Genomic DNA, 17491 nt, shown 5'->3' with positions numbered 1-17491 from the left:
CTAATTTCTAAAACAAAACGAGAATGAACAGAATAAAAATACTTATGGTTGCTACCTTAGCAACCCTTAGCACAGGTGTGTTATCAGCGCAAGATAACTACCGCCCTTGGCTCGTAGGAGCGGGCGTGAGCACCGTAGACTTTAAAGTACCTGAAAGAAGTTTCGTGAAAGACTGGTTCGGGTATCCTGATATGAATGTGGGCTTCCGCGTGAACGCTGCTCGATATATCAAAAAAGGCATTACTGCCGAAGCTGGTTTTGCTTATGCAAGCATTAAGAAAGACCAAAATTACTTCCCCGATGTAGAGGAAACGAAACTCACCAATGCGAAGAGTTATTGGGCTTTTGATGTACGTGGTCGTTATCACCTAAACCGCTTGTGGAACGGATTGCCTTGGCTCGACCCATATCCACAAGTGGGTGTAGGCGTTGCCTCAGTAGATAACGAGAGCAAGTTTAAGTTTATTGCTGGTGTAGGAGTGAACTTCTGGTTTACTGATGTAGTAGGTGCTAATGTGAACACTGCCTACAACGTAGGAGGTGGAACCGGTCACGACTACTACCAATGGGGTGCTGGTGTAGTGCTTAAATTGCCTCTTACTGCCCGTGAGAATCCTATTGTAGACCACGTAGAACGCACCAAGGTAAAAGAACCTAAGGTAAAGAAAGAGCGCAAACGCGTAACCAAAACAGGAGCTATCACGCGTGTAGAAACTCCCGAAGAACGTGAAGAACGTACTAAGCGCGTGGTGAAACAGATAAACCTTTATGCTAAGACTATCTTGTTCGACACTGATAAATCGGTAGTGAAACCACAAGCTGAGTTTATCTTGGATAACATTGCTATCATTATGAACGAGAACCCTGATTTTAACTTTGTAGTAGAAGGTCATACTGATAACACCGGTACTCCTGAGCACAATCTCAAACTCTCACAAGACCGTGCTGATGCCATTAAGCAATACCTTTCTCGCCACGGTGTAAGCAAAAAACGCCTCGACGCCAAAGGTTATGGACAAACACGACCTATTGAGAGCAATGAGACTGAACGCGGAAAGGAAATTAACCGTAGGGTGGAAATAAACGTAGTGAAAGATAATCAGTAGTAATGGCAGTCTCCCACAGAAATAGGCGATAGAACTTCATCACAATGATACACAAAAACTGTTTTTAGCCTCTGTGGGAGTTTTTTAAGAACATCATTTTAAGACCAAAAATAAGAAGGTTTTTTTCATAAGGTGATATTTTTCTTCACCGCAACTATTTAAATTATACAGTAATGAAGGCTTCCTGATGAGATATCGGGAAGCCTTATTTAGTCGTAGGTGCGAGCCGCACGGGCAGAAAATTAGAGAATTAGGAAATGAGGTGCGAGCCGCACAGGCAAAACTTTAGCAAAGTGTAGCGACGCAGAATTTGCAAACCAGTTCTGCCTCAGAGAGGGGGAAACGGGATACAAAAGCGATTGCTTTATACTAATCACTAATCGTTAACCTCTAACCATTATTCTTCACTTGTAAAGGTACTAGCCGGGAGGTTGGCTTGGTTTACCAAATTGGCGTCGGTAACAGGGGTAAAAGCGTAGCGCACGGTTTTAGGGGTAGCGACTTGGTCGCTGGTTACTTTCACTTCTTCACCTACTATTTCGGCGGTAGCAGGATAGAAAATACCATTGCCGTCAGAAAGTTCAAAACCGCGTAAGGTCTTGCCATCGGCGGTGTGCAAGCCTTGTGCATACTGAAAAGAAACTGTGGCTACTTTCCCACTGAAAGTCGCTGAACGGAACAAAGGTCCTGAAGGGATTATATTTGTCTTGCCATAAGTATCATTCAAAGCCCATTGCGCTAAGCGTTCGCCTATGGGTTGTTTGTTCTTTGGGTGTACATCGGTGGGGTGACCGTGGTCGTAAGATACTGCCATTCCGCTGTGTGGTATGTCTTTCATCAATCGACGTTGACTGTCTCTAAACCAACCCCACGACGGACGGTTGATACTAGATAACTGTATGTAGTAGAAAGGCATTTGTGGATCGCGAAACTCAGTGCGCCAACTCTTCACCAATAGAGGGAATAACTTGCTATGAGCGTCCTTGTTATGCGCATTCGATTCGCCTTGATACCATATTACCCCTTTGATAGCATAATGATTTAAAGGGAGTATTCCCGCTTCGAATAAATAAGCAGGCTCATAGGGGTGACGTTGGAGTTTATCCGTAGACTTTTTGATGTTCTCGGAAGCACGAGAGCGCACCCAATCCATTATAAAATCGTTTTCACGCCAATTATAAAGAATACTTGGGAAGTTGTATTCCAAAGTACGACGGTCAATCCACGCTTCGGTAGGTGAGCCCCCCACAGCATTGCAAATGAGACCCACAGGCATATCCAAATCTCTTTGGAGAGTACGCCCGAAGTAATAAGCTACCGCAGAAAAATGGCTTACTGTTTTAGGAGAGCACACTTGCCACTGAGCAGGGCGGTAATATTGTAAATGGTTCAGCGAATCTAATACTGAGGGATTCCATTCTACGGGGTCGGTACGCCACCTTTCTTTCATATCAAACAGGCGGATATTAGGATTATCGGCTTGCGGAATATCCTTTTCGCCTGTAGAAGTTTGGTTCATATAAAACTCCATATTCGATTGCCCTGAGCAAAGCCATACTTCGCCAGCTACTACATTGGTAAAGGTGCGTTTTTCTTTTCCTGCTGTAATTTGGAGCGTATAGGTTTCTTTGGCAGTAAGTGGCGATAAGGTTACTTGCCATTTGCCATTGCTATCGGCGGTAGTGGTGAGTTGTTGTTTGCCTATCTTCACAGTGATTTTAGTACCTGTATTGGCGATACCGCCCAGGGTGAGAGGTATACCGTGTTGCAAGACCATATTATCGGAATAGATAGCGGGGAGGTGCAAACCTCCGTAATCGCCTGTAATGGCACTGTAGACTACCTGTGCCAAGATAGCCGCCCCTTGAACATTAGGGTGTACCGCATCGGGGAGCATTTGAGGGAAGTGATATAGAGGCTCGTGGAAGTCGATAAGTTGGACGCCCGCTTGCTTGGCGATGCGCTCTATGGCTTGTTGTATTTCGGCGTGCCAATCGCGGGTGCCAGATTCGAATCGCTTATGGCGATGTGCGAGTGGGGTCATACGAGCGATGAGGATACGCGCTTTGGGGTTTGCCTTTTTAAACGATGCGATGAGAGATAGATAATCTTTTACGAAATCATCGCGGTAGTTAGGCCAGTTGCGGGGATCGGTATCGTTAATACCTAAGTGAATGACCACAATATCTGCTGCAAAGGCGAGTGCTTTTTTGTATTCTTCTTGCTGAATGTAAGGCTTATGTCCTTTGCTGAGCAAAGTAGCTCCTGAATGACCAAAGTTCTCCACCTCATAGCCTTTTCCTAACTGACGTTGGAGCACCGAAGGATAGCTGTTTTGTTCGCGGTTTTCAATGCCATAGCCATAGGTAATACTATTGCCTACGCACGCCACTTTAAGAGGCTTTTTTTGTGCGCAAGCAAAGACGGTAAGGAGTAAGAGTGTGATAAAGAAAAGTTGCTTTTTCATTGGTTAGTATACTTAGAAAGTAAGAATGTTTTATATTAAGCTACAAAGGTAAGAAAAAAAGTGTTAGGTTGTATACAAATAACATTAGGAAATGAGGAAATTAGAAAATGAGAAAATGAGGTAAATGCCAATAATACCGATAATACCAGAAATACCACCAAAGGGAATGGACGGGTGGGAGTTTTCAGACGGGTCGGACAAGTTAGAGGAAGGGCTGGAGGATTCGGAAGGAAACGGAGGGTTTCGGAAGAGGGAAGGGAGGGTTTTTGGTGAAAAAAGGGTGTAAGGAGGGTGGGGGTAGCTTATAGAGAGCTTATAGGAAGCTTATACGAATCTTGGACGATTGGTATAGAAAGGGTATATAAAGAGTTGATTCATAATATGATACAACGAGTATGAAAATGTTAAAAACGGGGTTTCGAGGCGAAAGAAAAGAGAATCCTCACCCCGTCCCTCTCCAAAGGAGAGGGGGATATAGCGACGGAAAGGAGAAGAGACAATTAAAAAAATAGCAAATTAGAAAATTAGTAGTGATAGCACGAGCTAAAAGCTCGCTCCAGCGGAGGAGGGAAAATGTAAGGTCTTAGGCTATAGACAATAGGAGAAAACATCCCCCTAGCCTCCTTCAAAGGGGGAATGTAATGTCGGAAGGGTGATTTTAGGGTGCTGTGAGGAAGAAGTTTTGTGGTTTATAGAAAAAATTCATCATTTTGAAACGTTAAAATTGTTTAGGTGGGGTCATTAAGATACGATGTTTTTTACACATATGAAAAAACGCATCAAAAGCTATTTTTAGCATTATAATCTTCATAAAAAAGTATAAATAGGCTATTTTTATATGTTAATTATTCACAAAACATAAAAATATAAAAAGCTGAAAAACAGCTTTAAAAATGTTAATAAAAATATAAATGTGTTAAATATGCACATTTTTTTTGTAAAAAAATAGTGCAGTAAAAAAATAATGAGTATATTTGCTGAAAATTTTGCACACTATAGCTACGTACTATATAGGTGTTGTGAGATAATTAGTAATTTTATAGCAAGAAAATAGTTTAAGTAAATTTTTATCGACAATGAAAAGAATAGTATTGTTAATGCTCGCACTATGCACTATGGGAGGGAAAGCTCTTTCGCAAGAGCTGAACTTGCCACAAATGAACCAATATTTGGCAGATAGCGAATTTCTTATTGCCCCTACCTATGCAGGTATTGGGGACTTTGTGAGAATACGTCTTTCAGCAGGTACTCAATGGGTAGGCGTTAAGGGCGCTCCTGATTATCAATCGCTTGCGGGAGATATGCGTTTAGGAGAACGCAGTGGCGTGGGGCTTATGCTTTATAATGACCGCAACGGGAATACCAAGCAAATGGGGGGTAAAGCTACGTTTGCGCACCATCTTACACTTGACCGTTATGACAACCACTTTATTTCATTTGGTATTTCGTATGCCTTGAACACTTTTAGGATTGACATCGACAAGTTCGACAATATTCCTGACCCACAAGTTACTAACGACCGCTTTACTGTGAATCACAACTTTGATGTAGCAGTGCTTTACCGCTATAAAAGATGGTTTGTAAACCTATCGGGTTTGAACATCTTAAACAAGGATATTGAGCGTTTCTACAAAGAAGAGCCTAAGGCTTTGCGCAACTACCTTGTTTACGCAGGATACCGTTATAAAAAAGACAAGAACAGTCGTTTTGAAATAGAGCCTTCAGTACTTTATCAGTACTACGAAAGCGACGGGCGTTCTACTACTGATTTTAACCTCAAATTCCGCTGGATGGATTTAGACGATTATTATTGGGTAGGGGTGAACTATCGCTCGTTAAATGACCAAATCTTCAAACCACTAAACATTGGTCCTATGGCAGGGCTCAAACGCGGAATGGTGTACTTTGCATACTCTTACCAACTCCACTTAAACGAACTTATCAGATACAACTCAGGTACTCACGTGGTAACCTTAGGTCTTGACCTATTCCAAGGAGTAAGTAACTGTAAATGTGCACAGCGATAGTAGTATAACAATATAGAATGCAACATATTATCTTAAAGAACATACGCGTTCGCGCTAATCACGGGTGCCTTGCTGAAGAGGGTATTATAGGGAGTGATTACCGCGTGGATGTGAAGGTGAAAGTTCCTCTTGAAAAAGCTATTAAGAGCGACCGGCTTGCTGACACGGTAGACTATGTACACTTGAACAGGATTGTAAAAGAAGAGATGGCTATACGGTCGGAATTATTAGAGCACGTAGCGGGTCGCATTATAGACAGGATATTCAAAGAACTTTCTGAGGTTCAGAAGATAACACTTGAGATTGCAAAAATCAATCCCCCTATTAATGGCGACGTAGCCTCGGTGAGTGTAAAAATAAAACAGAAAAAACTTGCTAATTAAAAAAAAGGTAGTAACTTTGCGCACTGATACTACAAGAACTAAAAAGGCATCGTGGCCGAGGGGCTAGGCAGAGGTCTGCAAAACCTTTTACAGCGGTTCAAATCCGCTCGATGCCTCACTTTTTAAGTAATTTATTAATCCACAAAGTAAAAATTTCAAAAAGATGACAAACGTTTTAGACAAATTCATTCAGGATGTAAAAAACAACATTCCTGGATTTATCGCCGTTTCAGTAACTGAAGTACGTTCAGGAGTTTCTTACGGCGCAGAATCAGTAGACCCTAGTTTGGATCCTAATTTAGCCGCAGGTTATAACTTAGAGGTAATAAAAGCTAAACAAAATGCGCTTCAAGCATTAGGATTGGCTTCTAAGGAAAAAATAGATGAGATTATTATTGTTCTCTCTGACCAAAATCACATTATTGATGTGTCAGCAAATGGTAGTTATTTCATTTATTTAGTAGTAGACTCAACCAAAGCAAACTATGGTATAACAAGAGCTTTACTCGCTAAGTACAAAAAAGATTTAGCAACTATATTCTAATCACAGCTCTAATTCCCGCATAATTAAGTTAGTAAAAGAATGTAAAGAAGTTATTATTAAAAGAAAGCTACCGTATTGGTAGCTTTTCTTGTATCTTTGCCTAATTACAAAATATAATGGAAGCTACTGCAAAGACCTATACCGTACAAGAGGCAAAAGAGCGATTGGAAGCCTATTGTGCTTACCAAGAGCGTTGCCACCGCGAGGTAATAGCGAAACTGCGCGCGATGGGTATGATACCTTTGGCTATTGATGATATAGTGGTACACCTGATACAGAACGACTTCCTAAACGAAGAGCGCTTTGCTAAAAGCTTTGCCCGTGGTAAGTTTCGCATCAAAAAATGGGGACGTGTGCGCATAGAGCGGGAACTAAAAACCAGAGGGCTTTCGGATTACAATATTGAAGTTGGCTTAGAAGAAATTGACGAAGAAGAATACATAGATACTTTTGAAATAGTGGCTGAAAAAAAACAAGCTACCATTAAAGAAAAGAACCCTTATAAAGCTAAAGCTAAACTGACAAACTACCTACTGTACCGCGGTTGGGAGCCGGATTTAGTTTATGAGAAAGTAGAAGAATTATATGAAAAGTAGAGCACAAGAATCCACGAACGCTATAGAGCGTATGTATGTAACGATGAGACACCTCTTTTCAAGGGGTTTCTATAAACCTATGGGTATCTCGGGCGAGGCACTACGCGAATCGCTACTGGTATTGCGCCCAGAAATCTATGGCAGTATTGCTGAGAGCAAATCGGAACTGAACGGGCTTATTTACGTACTTGACCGTCTGCCGGAAGGGATTGAGCAGTGTAAATACATCAACCTAATTGCTGATGAGGGATACCGCCAATCGCACTTCAAGCCTATTATCCCACCGAAGCGTCGCCGCAATTGTTACCGTATAGACCCTGAGCAGATGAATATTGAAATCACTCGTGGTCGCTCGGATATTTACGACGTGCTTACGCACCTTACTTTCCTATTTATAGAGTCACACAAAATCGCTGACCGCATTCTGTTAGACGACAATAAAATTTCGCACGATTGGGCAAAATTAGAAGCCAATATACAAAAGAATAAACTCACCCTTGCCGAGCGTGAGGCTACCTTTATACACATAGGCAACCTCTTGGGGCGCACTTTTGAAGAAGTGCTTGGGGCTTACAAAGCCTTAGCTACTCCTACCCTACCCGACCGCTTTATCCACATTATTTACTGGTTAGGCAAGCTCGCTCTGAACGAACGCGTGAACGACGATAAGCGCACTATTACGTTTAGCACTGTATTGCGCGAGCGTATCGGGCATCACCTGCACGGAGAGATATGGGCGGAACACATCAAGCATATATTACTAAAAAATGGACTCTTAGAACGCCCGTTACACATCATCAGTGCCAATATGCACAGCGTGATGAACAGCTTGTTTGCTGAAAAAGCACTTGCCAAAGAAGTGGAAGTAAACTCACGTATAGAACTCTTCGAGCTCCTAAGTCTGCCCGAAAGTGAACCTCTGCGCAAAAAAGTGAAGGAATACGCTCATAAACACGGAATGATTTCGGTAGACGATACTTCTGGCACGAACATCGATGTGCAACTGTTTGACACTGCGAAAATAGACTTTACAGATACACCATACGAAGTACATCACCTTGAGAAGGGAGAAAAACCTGTGATATTTGTAATGGACTACGCTTTTGGTGAACAAGCCTTTGAGACCATAGATGAACTCCTAAAACCTTATCACAAAGGAGGCAAGACCTATTTCTTAGACGTACTTTCTATCTCAATTATGGGTAAGGCAGGCATCTTGGAAGGCGAGAAAGGAGACCTAATGATTCCTACTGCACACATCTTTGAAGGTACAGCAGATAACTATCCTTTCCACAACGAATTTACCAAAGCCGACTTTGAAGGTAATGGACTGAAAGTGTTTGAGGGCTCTATGATTACTGTGCTGGGAACTTCGCTACAAAACAAAGATATATTAAAATTCTTCCTACACTCTACGTGGAATGCAGTAGGCTTGGAGATGGAAGGTGTACATTACCAAAAAGCCATACAGTCGGCATCAAAAATACGCAAGAGCATACGTGAAGATGTGAAAGTGCGTTATGCCTACTACGCTTCCGACAATCCTTTGGAAACTGGTAGCACTCTTGCCTCAGGAGGCTTGGGCACTACGGGAGTAAAGCCTACCTACCTCATCACCTTTAAAATATTAGAGCAGATTTTTAATTAAGTACAAGTCACACAAACAGTCGTAACAGTACAAGCAATTAAAGTGAACGACACAAGTATTATTTTTAGAGGGTACGCTTTTTCAGAAAGCATTTGCTAATTTGATAATTAATTCCTACCTTTGTACCTTAAAATATTAGTGTCATCAAAATATGAAAAAAATAAGCTTTGTACTGATAGCGTTGTTGGTCGCTATCGCTTGTAAGAAGAATGTAAATTTCAACAGCGACCCACTAGCTTTTAAAGATTATATTTCAGGGTATACCTCAGGGCTTATCTCTGCTCACTCAGGAATAAAAATACTACTGAACGAACCTTTGTCGCAAGACAAAATGGACAAGGTGAACGACCTTAACCTCTTTGAAATTTCGCCTAAGGTGAAAGGAAAAGTGGTGTGCGTAAACCCTACACTTGTAGAGTTTATGCCTGAAAAACCTTTGGCTCAAAACACAGAGTACCGCGTGTCGTTTCACGTAAAGAAGCTCTATGCAGTACCAAAAAAGGAATTGGAGATTTTCAACTTTACAGTGAAAACTTTTCAACAAGCCTTTCGAGTAAGGTCAAACGAGTTACAGTCGTACAACCGTGATTATTATTTTCTTAGCGCTGAACTTTTGGCTAATGACCAAATACCTTACGAAACCGCTAAAGAGATTTTAAAAGCGACTCTTGATGGGAAGAAAGTAGGCGTGAAGTTCCAGTCGCAAGGCACTAATAACAAGTTTGTAATTATCTTCGACAGCTTGCCTCGTCTCAACAAAGAACAAACTCTTCAAATAAAATGGGACGTTAAAGATATACCTAAAGAAAACCTCATACCTTTCTCTTATACTATTCCGCAAAAGGGGGTATTCAAGGCACTGAACGCTAAAACCGACGGTGCCAACCAGGCTTTCAGTGTAAACTTTTCTGACCCCTTAGAAAAAGAACAAGATTTTACGGGACTCATAAGCCTCAGCAATACCAATACTGCACTGAAATACAGCGTAAACGGCAACGTAGTGAAAGTCTTCCGCGAGGAACAAAAAGAGGGCGATTACAAGGTGTACGTTTCTAAAGGTATCAAGAATATCTATGGCGACCGATTGGAAAAAGAAGCAACTTTTGACATCAAATTTTTACAGCAAAAACCCGATATTCGCTTCCTTAAGAGCGGTACTATCCTACCGAGCTCACAGAATTTGAAAATCAACTTCCAAACTATCAACTTGCGCGCGGTGAATGTAACAGTATACCGCATTTTCGAGAACAATATCTTTCAGTTTTTGCAAGATAACGATTTGGGCGGAGGCTCGTACATACAGCGTGTAGGCAAACCTATTGCACGAAAAGTACTCAAACTGAACGACAGCGCGCTCTATCCGCTGAACGAGTGGAACACTTATTCGCTCGACCTTGCTTCGGTGATTACACCCGAACCAGGGGCAATTTACCGAGTAGAATTAGGAATGACCAAAAACTATTCACTCTACGCTTGTGGTGCTAAAAACGAAGAACCTCTTGACCTTTCGTTTGAACAAAAACCATTAAATGACGACGATGTAACCTACTCTCAATACTATGATTACGACGAAGAATTCTATTGGGAAGAAGACGAGGATAGTCCTTGTAAAGACAATTATTACTACGGCAGAACGGTGGGTACCAATGTGCTTGCTTCCGACCTTGGAGTGATTGTAAAAAAAGGACAAACGAACAACTTTACCATAGTAGTAAACGACTTGCTCACTACCAAACCAGTAGTTGGAGCAATAGTAGAGGTTTTCAGCTACCAACAGCAGAAAATACAAGAAGGCAAAACCGATAGTAAGGGAATACTACGGTTAAATCTCAGTAGCCGTGCTTACTTTGCCAAAGTGAAAAAAGACAAATTCACTACTTATGTGAAGTTAGACGACGGCGCACCACAGTCGGTAAGCAAATACGATGTAGATGGTATGCGCTTACAGAAAGGGCTCAACGGTTTTATCTATACCGAACGCGGCGTATGGCGACCCGGTGATAGCATTTATGTGGGCTTTATATTGAACGACTTTGCCCAAAAGACCCCTGAAAAACTGCCTATCAAACTGCGCTTTACTGACCCTTATGGAAAGGTGATAGCCGAGCGTATGCAGAGTAGCAACCCTACCAACCAGTATGTATTTGGACTGAAAACCAACTCCGATGCGCCTACGGGCAACTGGAATGTGAGTATCTCGGCAGGGGCTACAAAATTCAGCAAACGCATCAAGATTGAAACCATTAAGCCTAACCGCTTGAAGATAGAGAACAACCTCAACGGTAAACTTATCAGTCAAAAAGGCGACAATGTGCGCTTGCAAGTGTTGTGGTTACACGGCTCTCCAGCAGGTAATACAGGTGTGAGCGTGAAAGCGAAGTTCTACCCCTTAGAAACTGCCTTCAAAGGTTATGAAAAATACGTGTTCAACAATCGCGCTTATCAGTTTGAGAGCGAAGAGATGAACGTATTTGAAGGGCGTACCGATAGCAACGGGAATGCGAATTTCTACTTCAGAACGAACGACTTAGATGCTCCTGGTATGCTAAAAGTGAACTTCCTCACCCAAGCCAACGAAAGTGGTGGCGATTTCAGTACCGATGTGAGTACCGCCTCTTTTTCACCTTATAGTGAGTATGTAGGTTTACGCTTGCCCGAAACCAACAAATACGATTATTACAACACCCAACAAAACCACACTTTCGATGCAGTAGTACTCAGCGAAGAAGGCAAACCACTCAGCCATAAAGATGTGTCGGTAACCGTGTATAAAGTAGGCTGGAACTGGTGGTGGGACGCTTCGAACCAGAATATCTCTACCTATAATAGCAGTAGTAGCAATGCTATTTACACCACTAAAAACATCACTACCGACAGCAGTGGTAAAGCACGTTTTACACTCAATATTCCGGATGCCGACTGGGGTCGCTATTTTATTATGCTCACTGATGACCAAAGCGGTCATAAGTGTGGCACGACTGCTTATTTTGATTGGGGTGACTGGACTGGCAAATCGCGTGGCAGTGAAGGTAGTGAAGCGGTAATGCTCGCTTTGGGTACTAACAAAAAAGAATACAGCGTAGGTGAAAAAGCTAAGATTAGTTTCCCGTCAGACAAAGGCGGTCGCGCGCTCATCTCGGTAGAAAACGGGAACGATGTACTCGAAACTCACTGGGTAGAGACCGCTAATAAAGAAACTACTTTTGAGGTACCTATCACCAATAAAATGACGCCTAATATGTATTTTTACGTTACCCTCTTGCAACCTCACAACAAAACGCTCAATGATGCGCCTATACGCCTCTATGGGGTGATACCGGTGAAGGTGGTAGACAAGAATACCGTCCTCAATCCTATAATCCAAATGCCCGACCGATTGATACCTAACCAAAAGGTACAGATAAAAGTAAGTGAGAAATCGGGTAAACCGATGACATACACTTTGGCTATCGTAGAAGATGGACTCCTAAACCTCACCCGCTTCAAAACTCCTAACCCTTGGAATACTTTCTTTAGCAAAACTGCTCTTGGAGTAAAGACTTGGGACGTGTACGATGATGTAATAGGTGCTTATGGAGGTACTATCAATCAAGCGTTCAGTATAGGAGGAGATGAAGATTTAGGCGGTGCCGATGCACAGAAAGCAAACCGTTTCAAACCGTTTGTGATATTTAGAGGTCCTTTTGAACTAAAAAAAGGGGCAGCCAATACTCATACCGTGAAAATTCCTAACTATATGGGTTCTGCTCGTGTGATGGTAGTAGCCAGCGATGTAAAGGGCAATGCCTATGGTAGTGCTGAGAAAAAAGATATACCTGTGGTGAGTCCGTTATCAATTTTGGGTTCCTTACCACGCAAAGCAGTGCCTAACGAGAAAATCGTGTTGCCGGTAACCGTTTTTGCTATGGAAAAACAAGTGAAGAACGTATCGCTACAAGTAGAGACTAACGGTTTGTTTAAAGTAGTAAGCACACGCAACCAACAGTTGCACTTTGAGAAAACAGGGGAGCAAATGGCTTACTTTGAACTTGAAACCACCTCGCAAACGGGTATTGGTAAGGTGAAAATCATTGCTACTTCGGGTAAGGAAAAAGCGACTTATGAGGTGGAAATGGATGTGTACAACCCTAATCCTGTAACATATGTAGTACAAAACGCCGTATTGCAGGGCGGACAGTCGCATTCTCTCAATATCAATCTTTTTGGTGAAAAAGCCAAGACTGTATTAGAAGTATCGAGCTTCCCAGGGGTGAACCTTACCCAGCGTTTGGGTTATCTTATCGCTTATCCGCACGGTTGTAGCGAGCAACTCACCTCAGGGGCGTTTCCTCAACTTTTCTTAGCTGACTTTGTAACCCTTTCTAAAGAAAAAGCCGATGAGGTGAACCGCAATGTAAGTGCTACCATTAGCAAATTGTATGAAAACCAACTCTCTAATGGAGGATTTACCTACTGGAAAGGTGGCAAGTATGCCGATGATTGGGTAACCTCGTATATAGGTCAGTTTTTTGTAGAAGCCGAGAAGAAAGGTTATGTATTGCCCTCAGGTAGCAAACAGCGTTGGCTCGACTATCAGAACAATGAGGCGCGCCAATGGCGTTACGAGGGTAAATATCAAAACGATTTTGCCCAAGCCTATCGCCTCTATACTTTGGCACTCGCCGGAAATCCTAACATAGGCGCTATGAACCGCTTGCGTGAACTCAGTGAGCTCACTCCTAACGCTAAACGCACTTTGGCAGCTGCCTACGCTCTTGCCGGACAAAAGCAAACCGCTGAAAAGCTCTTCCTAACTACCGCTATAGACGACGATGCCGATAGCTATTACGGCTCGGTGTTGCGCAATAAAGCAATGGCAATGGAAACCGCTTTGCTTATCGGTAGGAAAGAAGATGCAGGACGCTGGGCATTGGAGATTGCCGAAAAGCTTTCGACTAACGATTGGCTCAGCACGCAAACTACAGCCTATTCACTTTATGCAATGGCAAAATACGTACAAAAGAACAAGAGCGGTAGAAATATAGCAGCTAGTTATACTTTGGGTGGTAAAACCGAAAACTTAAAATCTACCGAGCCAATACTACAGAAGACGCTTGCAGCCAAAGGCAATGAGACTTTACAAGTGAAGAACAACGGCAACCAAACCCTCTATGTACGCCTCGTTACCAGCGGTATATTACCTGTAGGCAAAGAGCTCGCTATGCAAAACGGTCTTTCGCTCAACACGACTTACCGCGATAACAACGGACACACACTTGATGTGACCAATCTACGCCAAAGCACTCAGTTTGTAGCTACTATTGAGATTACAAACCTCACAGGGGAGAGAGTAGACAATGTAGCACTCACCCAAATTATCCCTTCGGGCTGGGAGATTGTAAACACCCGCTTTACTGACTATGATGAAGGTGATGACAACGGCTATATAGACTACACTGATTTCCGTGACGACCGTGCGAATTTCTACTTGTCGCTGAAAGCCAAACAAACGAAGTATATCAAGCTCAAGCTGAATGCTTCGTATGCGGGACACTATTATCTGCCAGGTACTTATGCTGAGGCAATGTACAGCAACCGCTACAATACCCGTACCAATGGTAAATGGGTGGAGGTAATTAGAAAATGAGAGAATGAGAAAATGAGAAAATGAGAAAATGAGAAAATGAGAAAATGAGGGAATTAGGAAATTAACAAATGAGATGTGATATAGAAACTGCCTGCAGTAATGTGGGCAGTTTTTTATTTGAAAGATTTCTGAGAAGCTCGGAGGTGCGAGGTCGTAACACGGCAACCGTAGCACGGCAGGCAACCGTAGCACGGCGGGCAATCATAGCACGGCAGGCGGGGAAAAATTAGCAAATGGGGAAGGGTTGAGGGTTTCAGAAGATATCGGAGAAATTCGGAAGAGAGTTGAGAGGGATTTTGGTAAAAAAAGGTTGTAAGATGGGTGGGGTTAGCTTATAGAGAGCTTATAGGAAGCTTATACGAATCTTGGACGATTGGTATAGGAAGGGTGTATAAATAATTGATTAATAATATAATACAGCGATACAAAAAATGTTAAAAACGGGGTTTCGAGGCGAAAGAAAGGGGAAGAGGTGATAAGCCTTAGGCCATAGGCACTAGGAGGGAGTGTGACGGAAAGAGAATAGATGGTTTGGGATAATTAGAGAATTAGCAAATTTGGAAATTAGCAAATGAGAAGTGTGATTAACCGAAGGAACTCTGAAAGAAGTTGGATTTTTGTCATTGTGTAAAAGTTTAACATTCCTTTAATAGTTGAGAATAAAAAAAAGCATTACTTTTGCCCCAAAATTTAAATACATACAACATTATGAAGAAATTTTTATTGAGCCTTTTGGCAATGACTACGCTTGTAGGGTGTGGTAGTAAGGACGATAATAATCCTACCCCTCCTCAGAGACCTGACTTCACAAAAGAACAGCAAAACTATCTGCCTACTAAAAAAGTAAAACACGTAACAGCTACTTATGTAGAGGCTGATTATGAAAATGGTTCTTACCCTTCCGTACAATACAAAGACTTTTTAAAACCTGAGTTGAATCAGGGACAAAAGTTTACAGTGAAAACTATGGAGTACTTCTATGAGTATGACAATGCAGGTAGAATCACTAAGGTTACTTTTAAAAGAGAGGGAGACTCTGATATTGTAAGTACCCTCACTTATTCAAATATTTCGGTAACCATTACGACTCCTCCTCCTTATGATGGGATTAGAGAGCCTCGCTCTATAGAATATGGACTCAATTCTTCTGGTAACATATTAAGCTTAGGGGTATACAACGAGAAACAACAACTCAAAAACTCTATGAGTGCAGGAACTTTTACTTGGGAAAACGACAACCTCACTAAAATCAGTAGAAAAGTAACGAGAAATGGGGTGGTTAAAGAAAGAGGGGTGAAATTTTCTTACAATAGTGCTACTAATAAAAATAAATTTTACTTAATTGATCATACAGGGGATGATATCCGTAGCTATCAGGAATACTTTGCTCTTTCGATTGCTATCATAAAAGGAACAGCTCCTAAAAACTTACCTATAGAAGCGACTCCTTTAGAGGAAAACGATTCTTATAGTAGTCGTTTTGAGCGCCCAGTGAGCTTCAGTTATACTTTTGACAGCGATGAGTTTGTAAAAACTATTGCTGAAAAAGAAAATAAATTTGTCCCTGGTTCGTTATATTCATACGTTCCTAACAATGGCAACAACGAAATTGGTACTTATTGGAGTGAGTTACAAACACTGATTGCAAACATTGAGAATAAAACGGTTACTGATAAGAGCTACAAATTTATCAGTGATGATGGTAGTACTCGTATTTTTGAGATTACTGTGCCTGTAAAAGTAGAAAAAGACAGCAATGGTAAAACTATCAATCTGAACGTGAATAAAGTTTGTAAGTTTACCGTATCTTATAACAATACTTCTGCTACTGATATCCGTATGGAAGCTACCTACTATGCTGATATAATTACGAATTACGAATTAAATTACTAATACCACTATGAAGAGATTTTTATTAAGCCTTTTGGCATTGGCTACCCTTGTAGGGTGTAACAGTAAGGACGACAACACTCCTACGCCTGCAAAGCCTCTATCGGAGCAACAGCAAGCTTATTTGCCTACTAAAAAAGTAAAACGTATAAGCTGTACTTATATTGATGAAGGTACTACAAGCAACACTAATAGTCCTAACAGTTATTTAGAAGCTGAATTATACAACCAAACGTATACTTTACGTACTGCCGAATACCTATACGAATACGACAATATGGGTAGAATCAACAAGGTTACCATAAAACAAGAAAGAAAACCTGAAGATGTAAGAACTTTTACCTATAAGGACTATTCGGTAATAATTACCGCTCCTTATGATACCGAAGTGAATGGTCAATACGATATTCAAGCGGTAGAGTATGGACTAAATGCAGCAGGTAATACACTCGGGTTTGGTATGTACAACGAAAAACAACAACTTAAAAGTGTAGGTGACGAGATTATTACTTGGGAGAATGACAATATTACCAAAATTATTAGCAAAGATGATAGAGAAGGAAATAAAATTCTCGAAACTGTCTTAACTTATTACAACAATGAGAATAAGAACAAATTTAACGTTTTTTCTTTTGATTTCAGTAGAGAAAGTAGAAGTTTTATGAATTATTTCGAAATGCCTATCGCTTTGATAATTGGTGCATCTCCTAAAAATTTGCCTAAGAAAGTAGTTATTCCCTCTTCTCGCTACAATGGAGAAATAGAAAACAAAATCATAGAACTTACTTACACTTTTGATAATGATGGTTTTGTGAAAAACATTAGCGAAAACGAGTATTTAAGAACTGGAACTTCAGTAGGAGCTTATTATCAAAATTCTTCTTATGGAGATATTGATGCTACAACTATGTCAAACACTTTGCAAGATCTTATGACTAAGATTGATAACGGAACAGTTACCGGTAAGAGTTATAAAATCATCAATAACAAACAAAATGAGCGTGTAATTCAATTTACCATTCCTATAAAAGTAGAGAAAGATAGCAATGGTAAACCACTCAACCTGATAGTAGATAAAATCTGTGAATATACTTTCAGATATATCACTGAAAATAATCAGAAAAAGTTATCACAAATAGAAATGAATATAACATTCAAACCTCATTTAGTAACCCATTACGAACTCAATTACTAATAGACTTCG

Annotated in this window: 10 protein-coding genes and 1 tRNA gene; 10 read left to right on the top strand and 1 reads right to left on the bottom strand. The window is 41.2% G+C overall.

Features of this window, described 5'->3' with window-relative positions; translation table 11 throughout:
• Positions 1 to 23: 23 nt before the first annotated feature.
• The gene (locus tag HMPREF1320_RS00385) at positions 24 to 1106 is read left to right on the top strand and encodes an OmpA family protein (RefSeq protein ID WP_034553706.1); all 1083 of its coding nucleotides are present in this window, start codon (positions 24 to 26) and stop codon (positions 1104 to 1106) included.
• A 397-nt stretch (positions 1107 to 1503) separates the two neighbouring features.
• Here the strand turns inward: HMPREF1320_RS00385 and HMPREF1320_RS00380 are convergent, their stop codons facing one another.
• The gene (locus HMPREF1320_RS00380) at positions 1504 to 3573 is read right to left on the bottom strand and encodes a GDSL-type esterase/lipase family protein (RefSeq protein WP_009417040.1); all 2070 of its coding nucleotides are present in this window, start codon (positions 3571 to 3573) and stop codon (positions 1504 to 1506) included.
• 1076 nt (positions 3574 to 4649) lie between these two features.
• Between HMPREF1320_RS00380 and HMPREF1320_RS00375 the strand changes: the two genes are divergently transcribed.
• From HMPREF1320_RS00375 to HMPREF1320_RS00335, 9 genes are all read left to right on the top strand, one after another.
• Entirely contained in the window at positions 4650 to 5600 is a 951-nt protein-coding gene (locus tag HMPREF1320_RS00375) for a type IX secretion system membrane protein PorP/SprF (protein WP_009417025.1), read from the top strand.
• Between the two features lie 17 nt (positions 5601 to 5617).
• Complete coding sequence (folB, locus tag HMPREF1320_RS00370; protein WP_009411038.1) at positions 5618 to 5983, top strand: dihydroneopterin aldolase; 366 nt, start codon at positions 5618 to 5620, stop codon at positions 5981 to 5983.
• Positions 5984 to 6028: 45 nt separating this feature from the next.
• Positions 6029 to 6099: transfer RNA gene (locus HMPREF1320_RS00365), tRNA-Cys, on the top strand.
• A 47-nt stretch (positions 6100 to 6146) separates the two neighbouring features.
• Positions 6147 to 6527, top strand: coding sequence for a hypothetical protein (locus tag HMPREF1320_RS00360; protein WP_009417031.1), 381 nt, complete (start codon positions 6147 to 6149; stop codon positions 6525 to 6527).
• 116 nt (positions 6528 to 6643) lie between these two features.
• Positions 6644 to 7123, top strand: coding sequence for a regulatory protein RecX (locus tag HMPREF1320_RS00355; RefSeq protein ID WP_009417044.1), 480 nt, complete (start codon positions 6644 to 6646; stop codon positions 7121 to 7123).
• On the top strand, positions 7113 to 8771 hold the full coding sequence (locus HMPREF1320_RS00350) for a DUF6909 family protein (RefSeq protein WP_009417024.1): 1659 nt from the start codon (positions 7113 to 7115) through the stop codon (positions 8769 to 8771). The genes HMPREF1320_RS00355 and HMPREF1320_RS00350 overlap by 11 nt, the downstream gene beginning before the upstream one ends.
• 151 nt (positions 8772 to 8922) lie before the next feature.
• Positions 8923 to 14397, top strand: coding sequence for an alpha-2-macroglobulin family protein (locus HMPREF1320_RS00345; protein WP_009417049.1), 5475 nt, complete (start codon positions 8923 to 8925; stop codon positions 14395 to 14397).
• Between the two features lie 708 nt (positions 14398 to 15105).
• Positions 15106 to 16290 carry a hypothetical protein gene (locus HMPREF1320_RS00340; protein ID WP_009417039.1) on the top strand — a complete coding sequence of 395 codons (1185 nt, stop codon included), beginning with the start codon at positions 15106 to 15108 and terminating at the stop codon, positions 16288 to 16290.
• A 7-nt stretch (positions 16291 to 16297) separates the two neighbouring features.
• Entirely contained in the window at positions 16298 to 17482 is a 1185-nt protein-coding gene (locus HMPREF1320_RS00335; protein ID WP_009417055.1) for a hypothetical protein, read from the top strand.
• The last annotated feature ends 9 nt before the right edge of the window (positions 17483 to 17491 follow it).

Source organism: Capnocytophaga sp. oral taxon 335 str. F0486 (assembly GCF_000277665.1).
GTDB classification, from domain to species: Bacteria; Bacteroidota; Bacteroidia; order Flavobacteriales; family Flavobacteriaceae; genus Capnocytophaga; species Capnocytophaga ochracea.
Note: the sequence above shows the minus strand (reverse complement) of the source record. Positions and strands in the feature narration are given on the sequence as shown.

Coding starts and splice junctions, on each gene's coding strand:
- HMPREF1320_RS00355 (WP_009417044.1), top strand. CDS start 6,644: ATGGAAGCTACTGCAAAGACCTATACCGTACAAGAGGCAAAAGAGCGA.
- HMPREF1320_RS00385 (WP_034553706.1), top strand. CDS start 24: ATGAACAGAATAAAAATACTTATGGTTGCTACCTTAGCAACCCTTAGC.
- HMPREF1320_RS00375 (WP_009417025.1), top strand. CDS start 4,650: ATGAAAAGAATAGTATTGTTAATGCTCGCACTATGCACTATGGGAGGG.
- HMPREF1320_RS00380 (WP_009417040.1), bottom strand. CDS start 3,573: ATGAAAAAGCAACTTTTCTTTATCACACTCTTACTCCTTACCGTCTTT.
- HMPREF1320_RS00340 (WP_009417039.1), top strand. CDS start 15,106: ATGAAGAAATTTTTATTGAGCCTTTTGGCAATGACTACGCTTGTAGGG.
- HMPREF1320_RS00350 (WP_009417024.1), top strand. CDS start 7,113: ATGAAAAGTAGAGCACAAGAATCCACGAACGCTATAGAGCGTATGTAT.
- folB (WP_009411038.1), top strand. CDS start 5,618: ATGCAACATATTATCTTAAAGAACATACGCGTTCGCGCTAATCACGGG.
- HMPREF1320_RS00360 (WP_009417031.1), top strand. CDS start 6,147: ATGACAAACGTTTTAGACAAATTCATTCAGGATGTAAAAAACAACATT.
- HMPREF1320_RS00345 (WP_009417049.1), top strand. CDS start 8,923: ATGAAAAAAATAAGCTTTGTACTGATAGCGTTGTTGGTCGCTATCGCT.
- HMPREF1320_RS00335 (WP_009417055.1), top strand. CDS start 16,298: ATGAAGAGATTTTTATTAAGCCTTTTGGCATTGGCTACCCTTGTAGGG.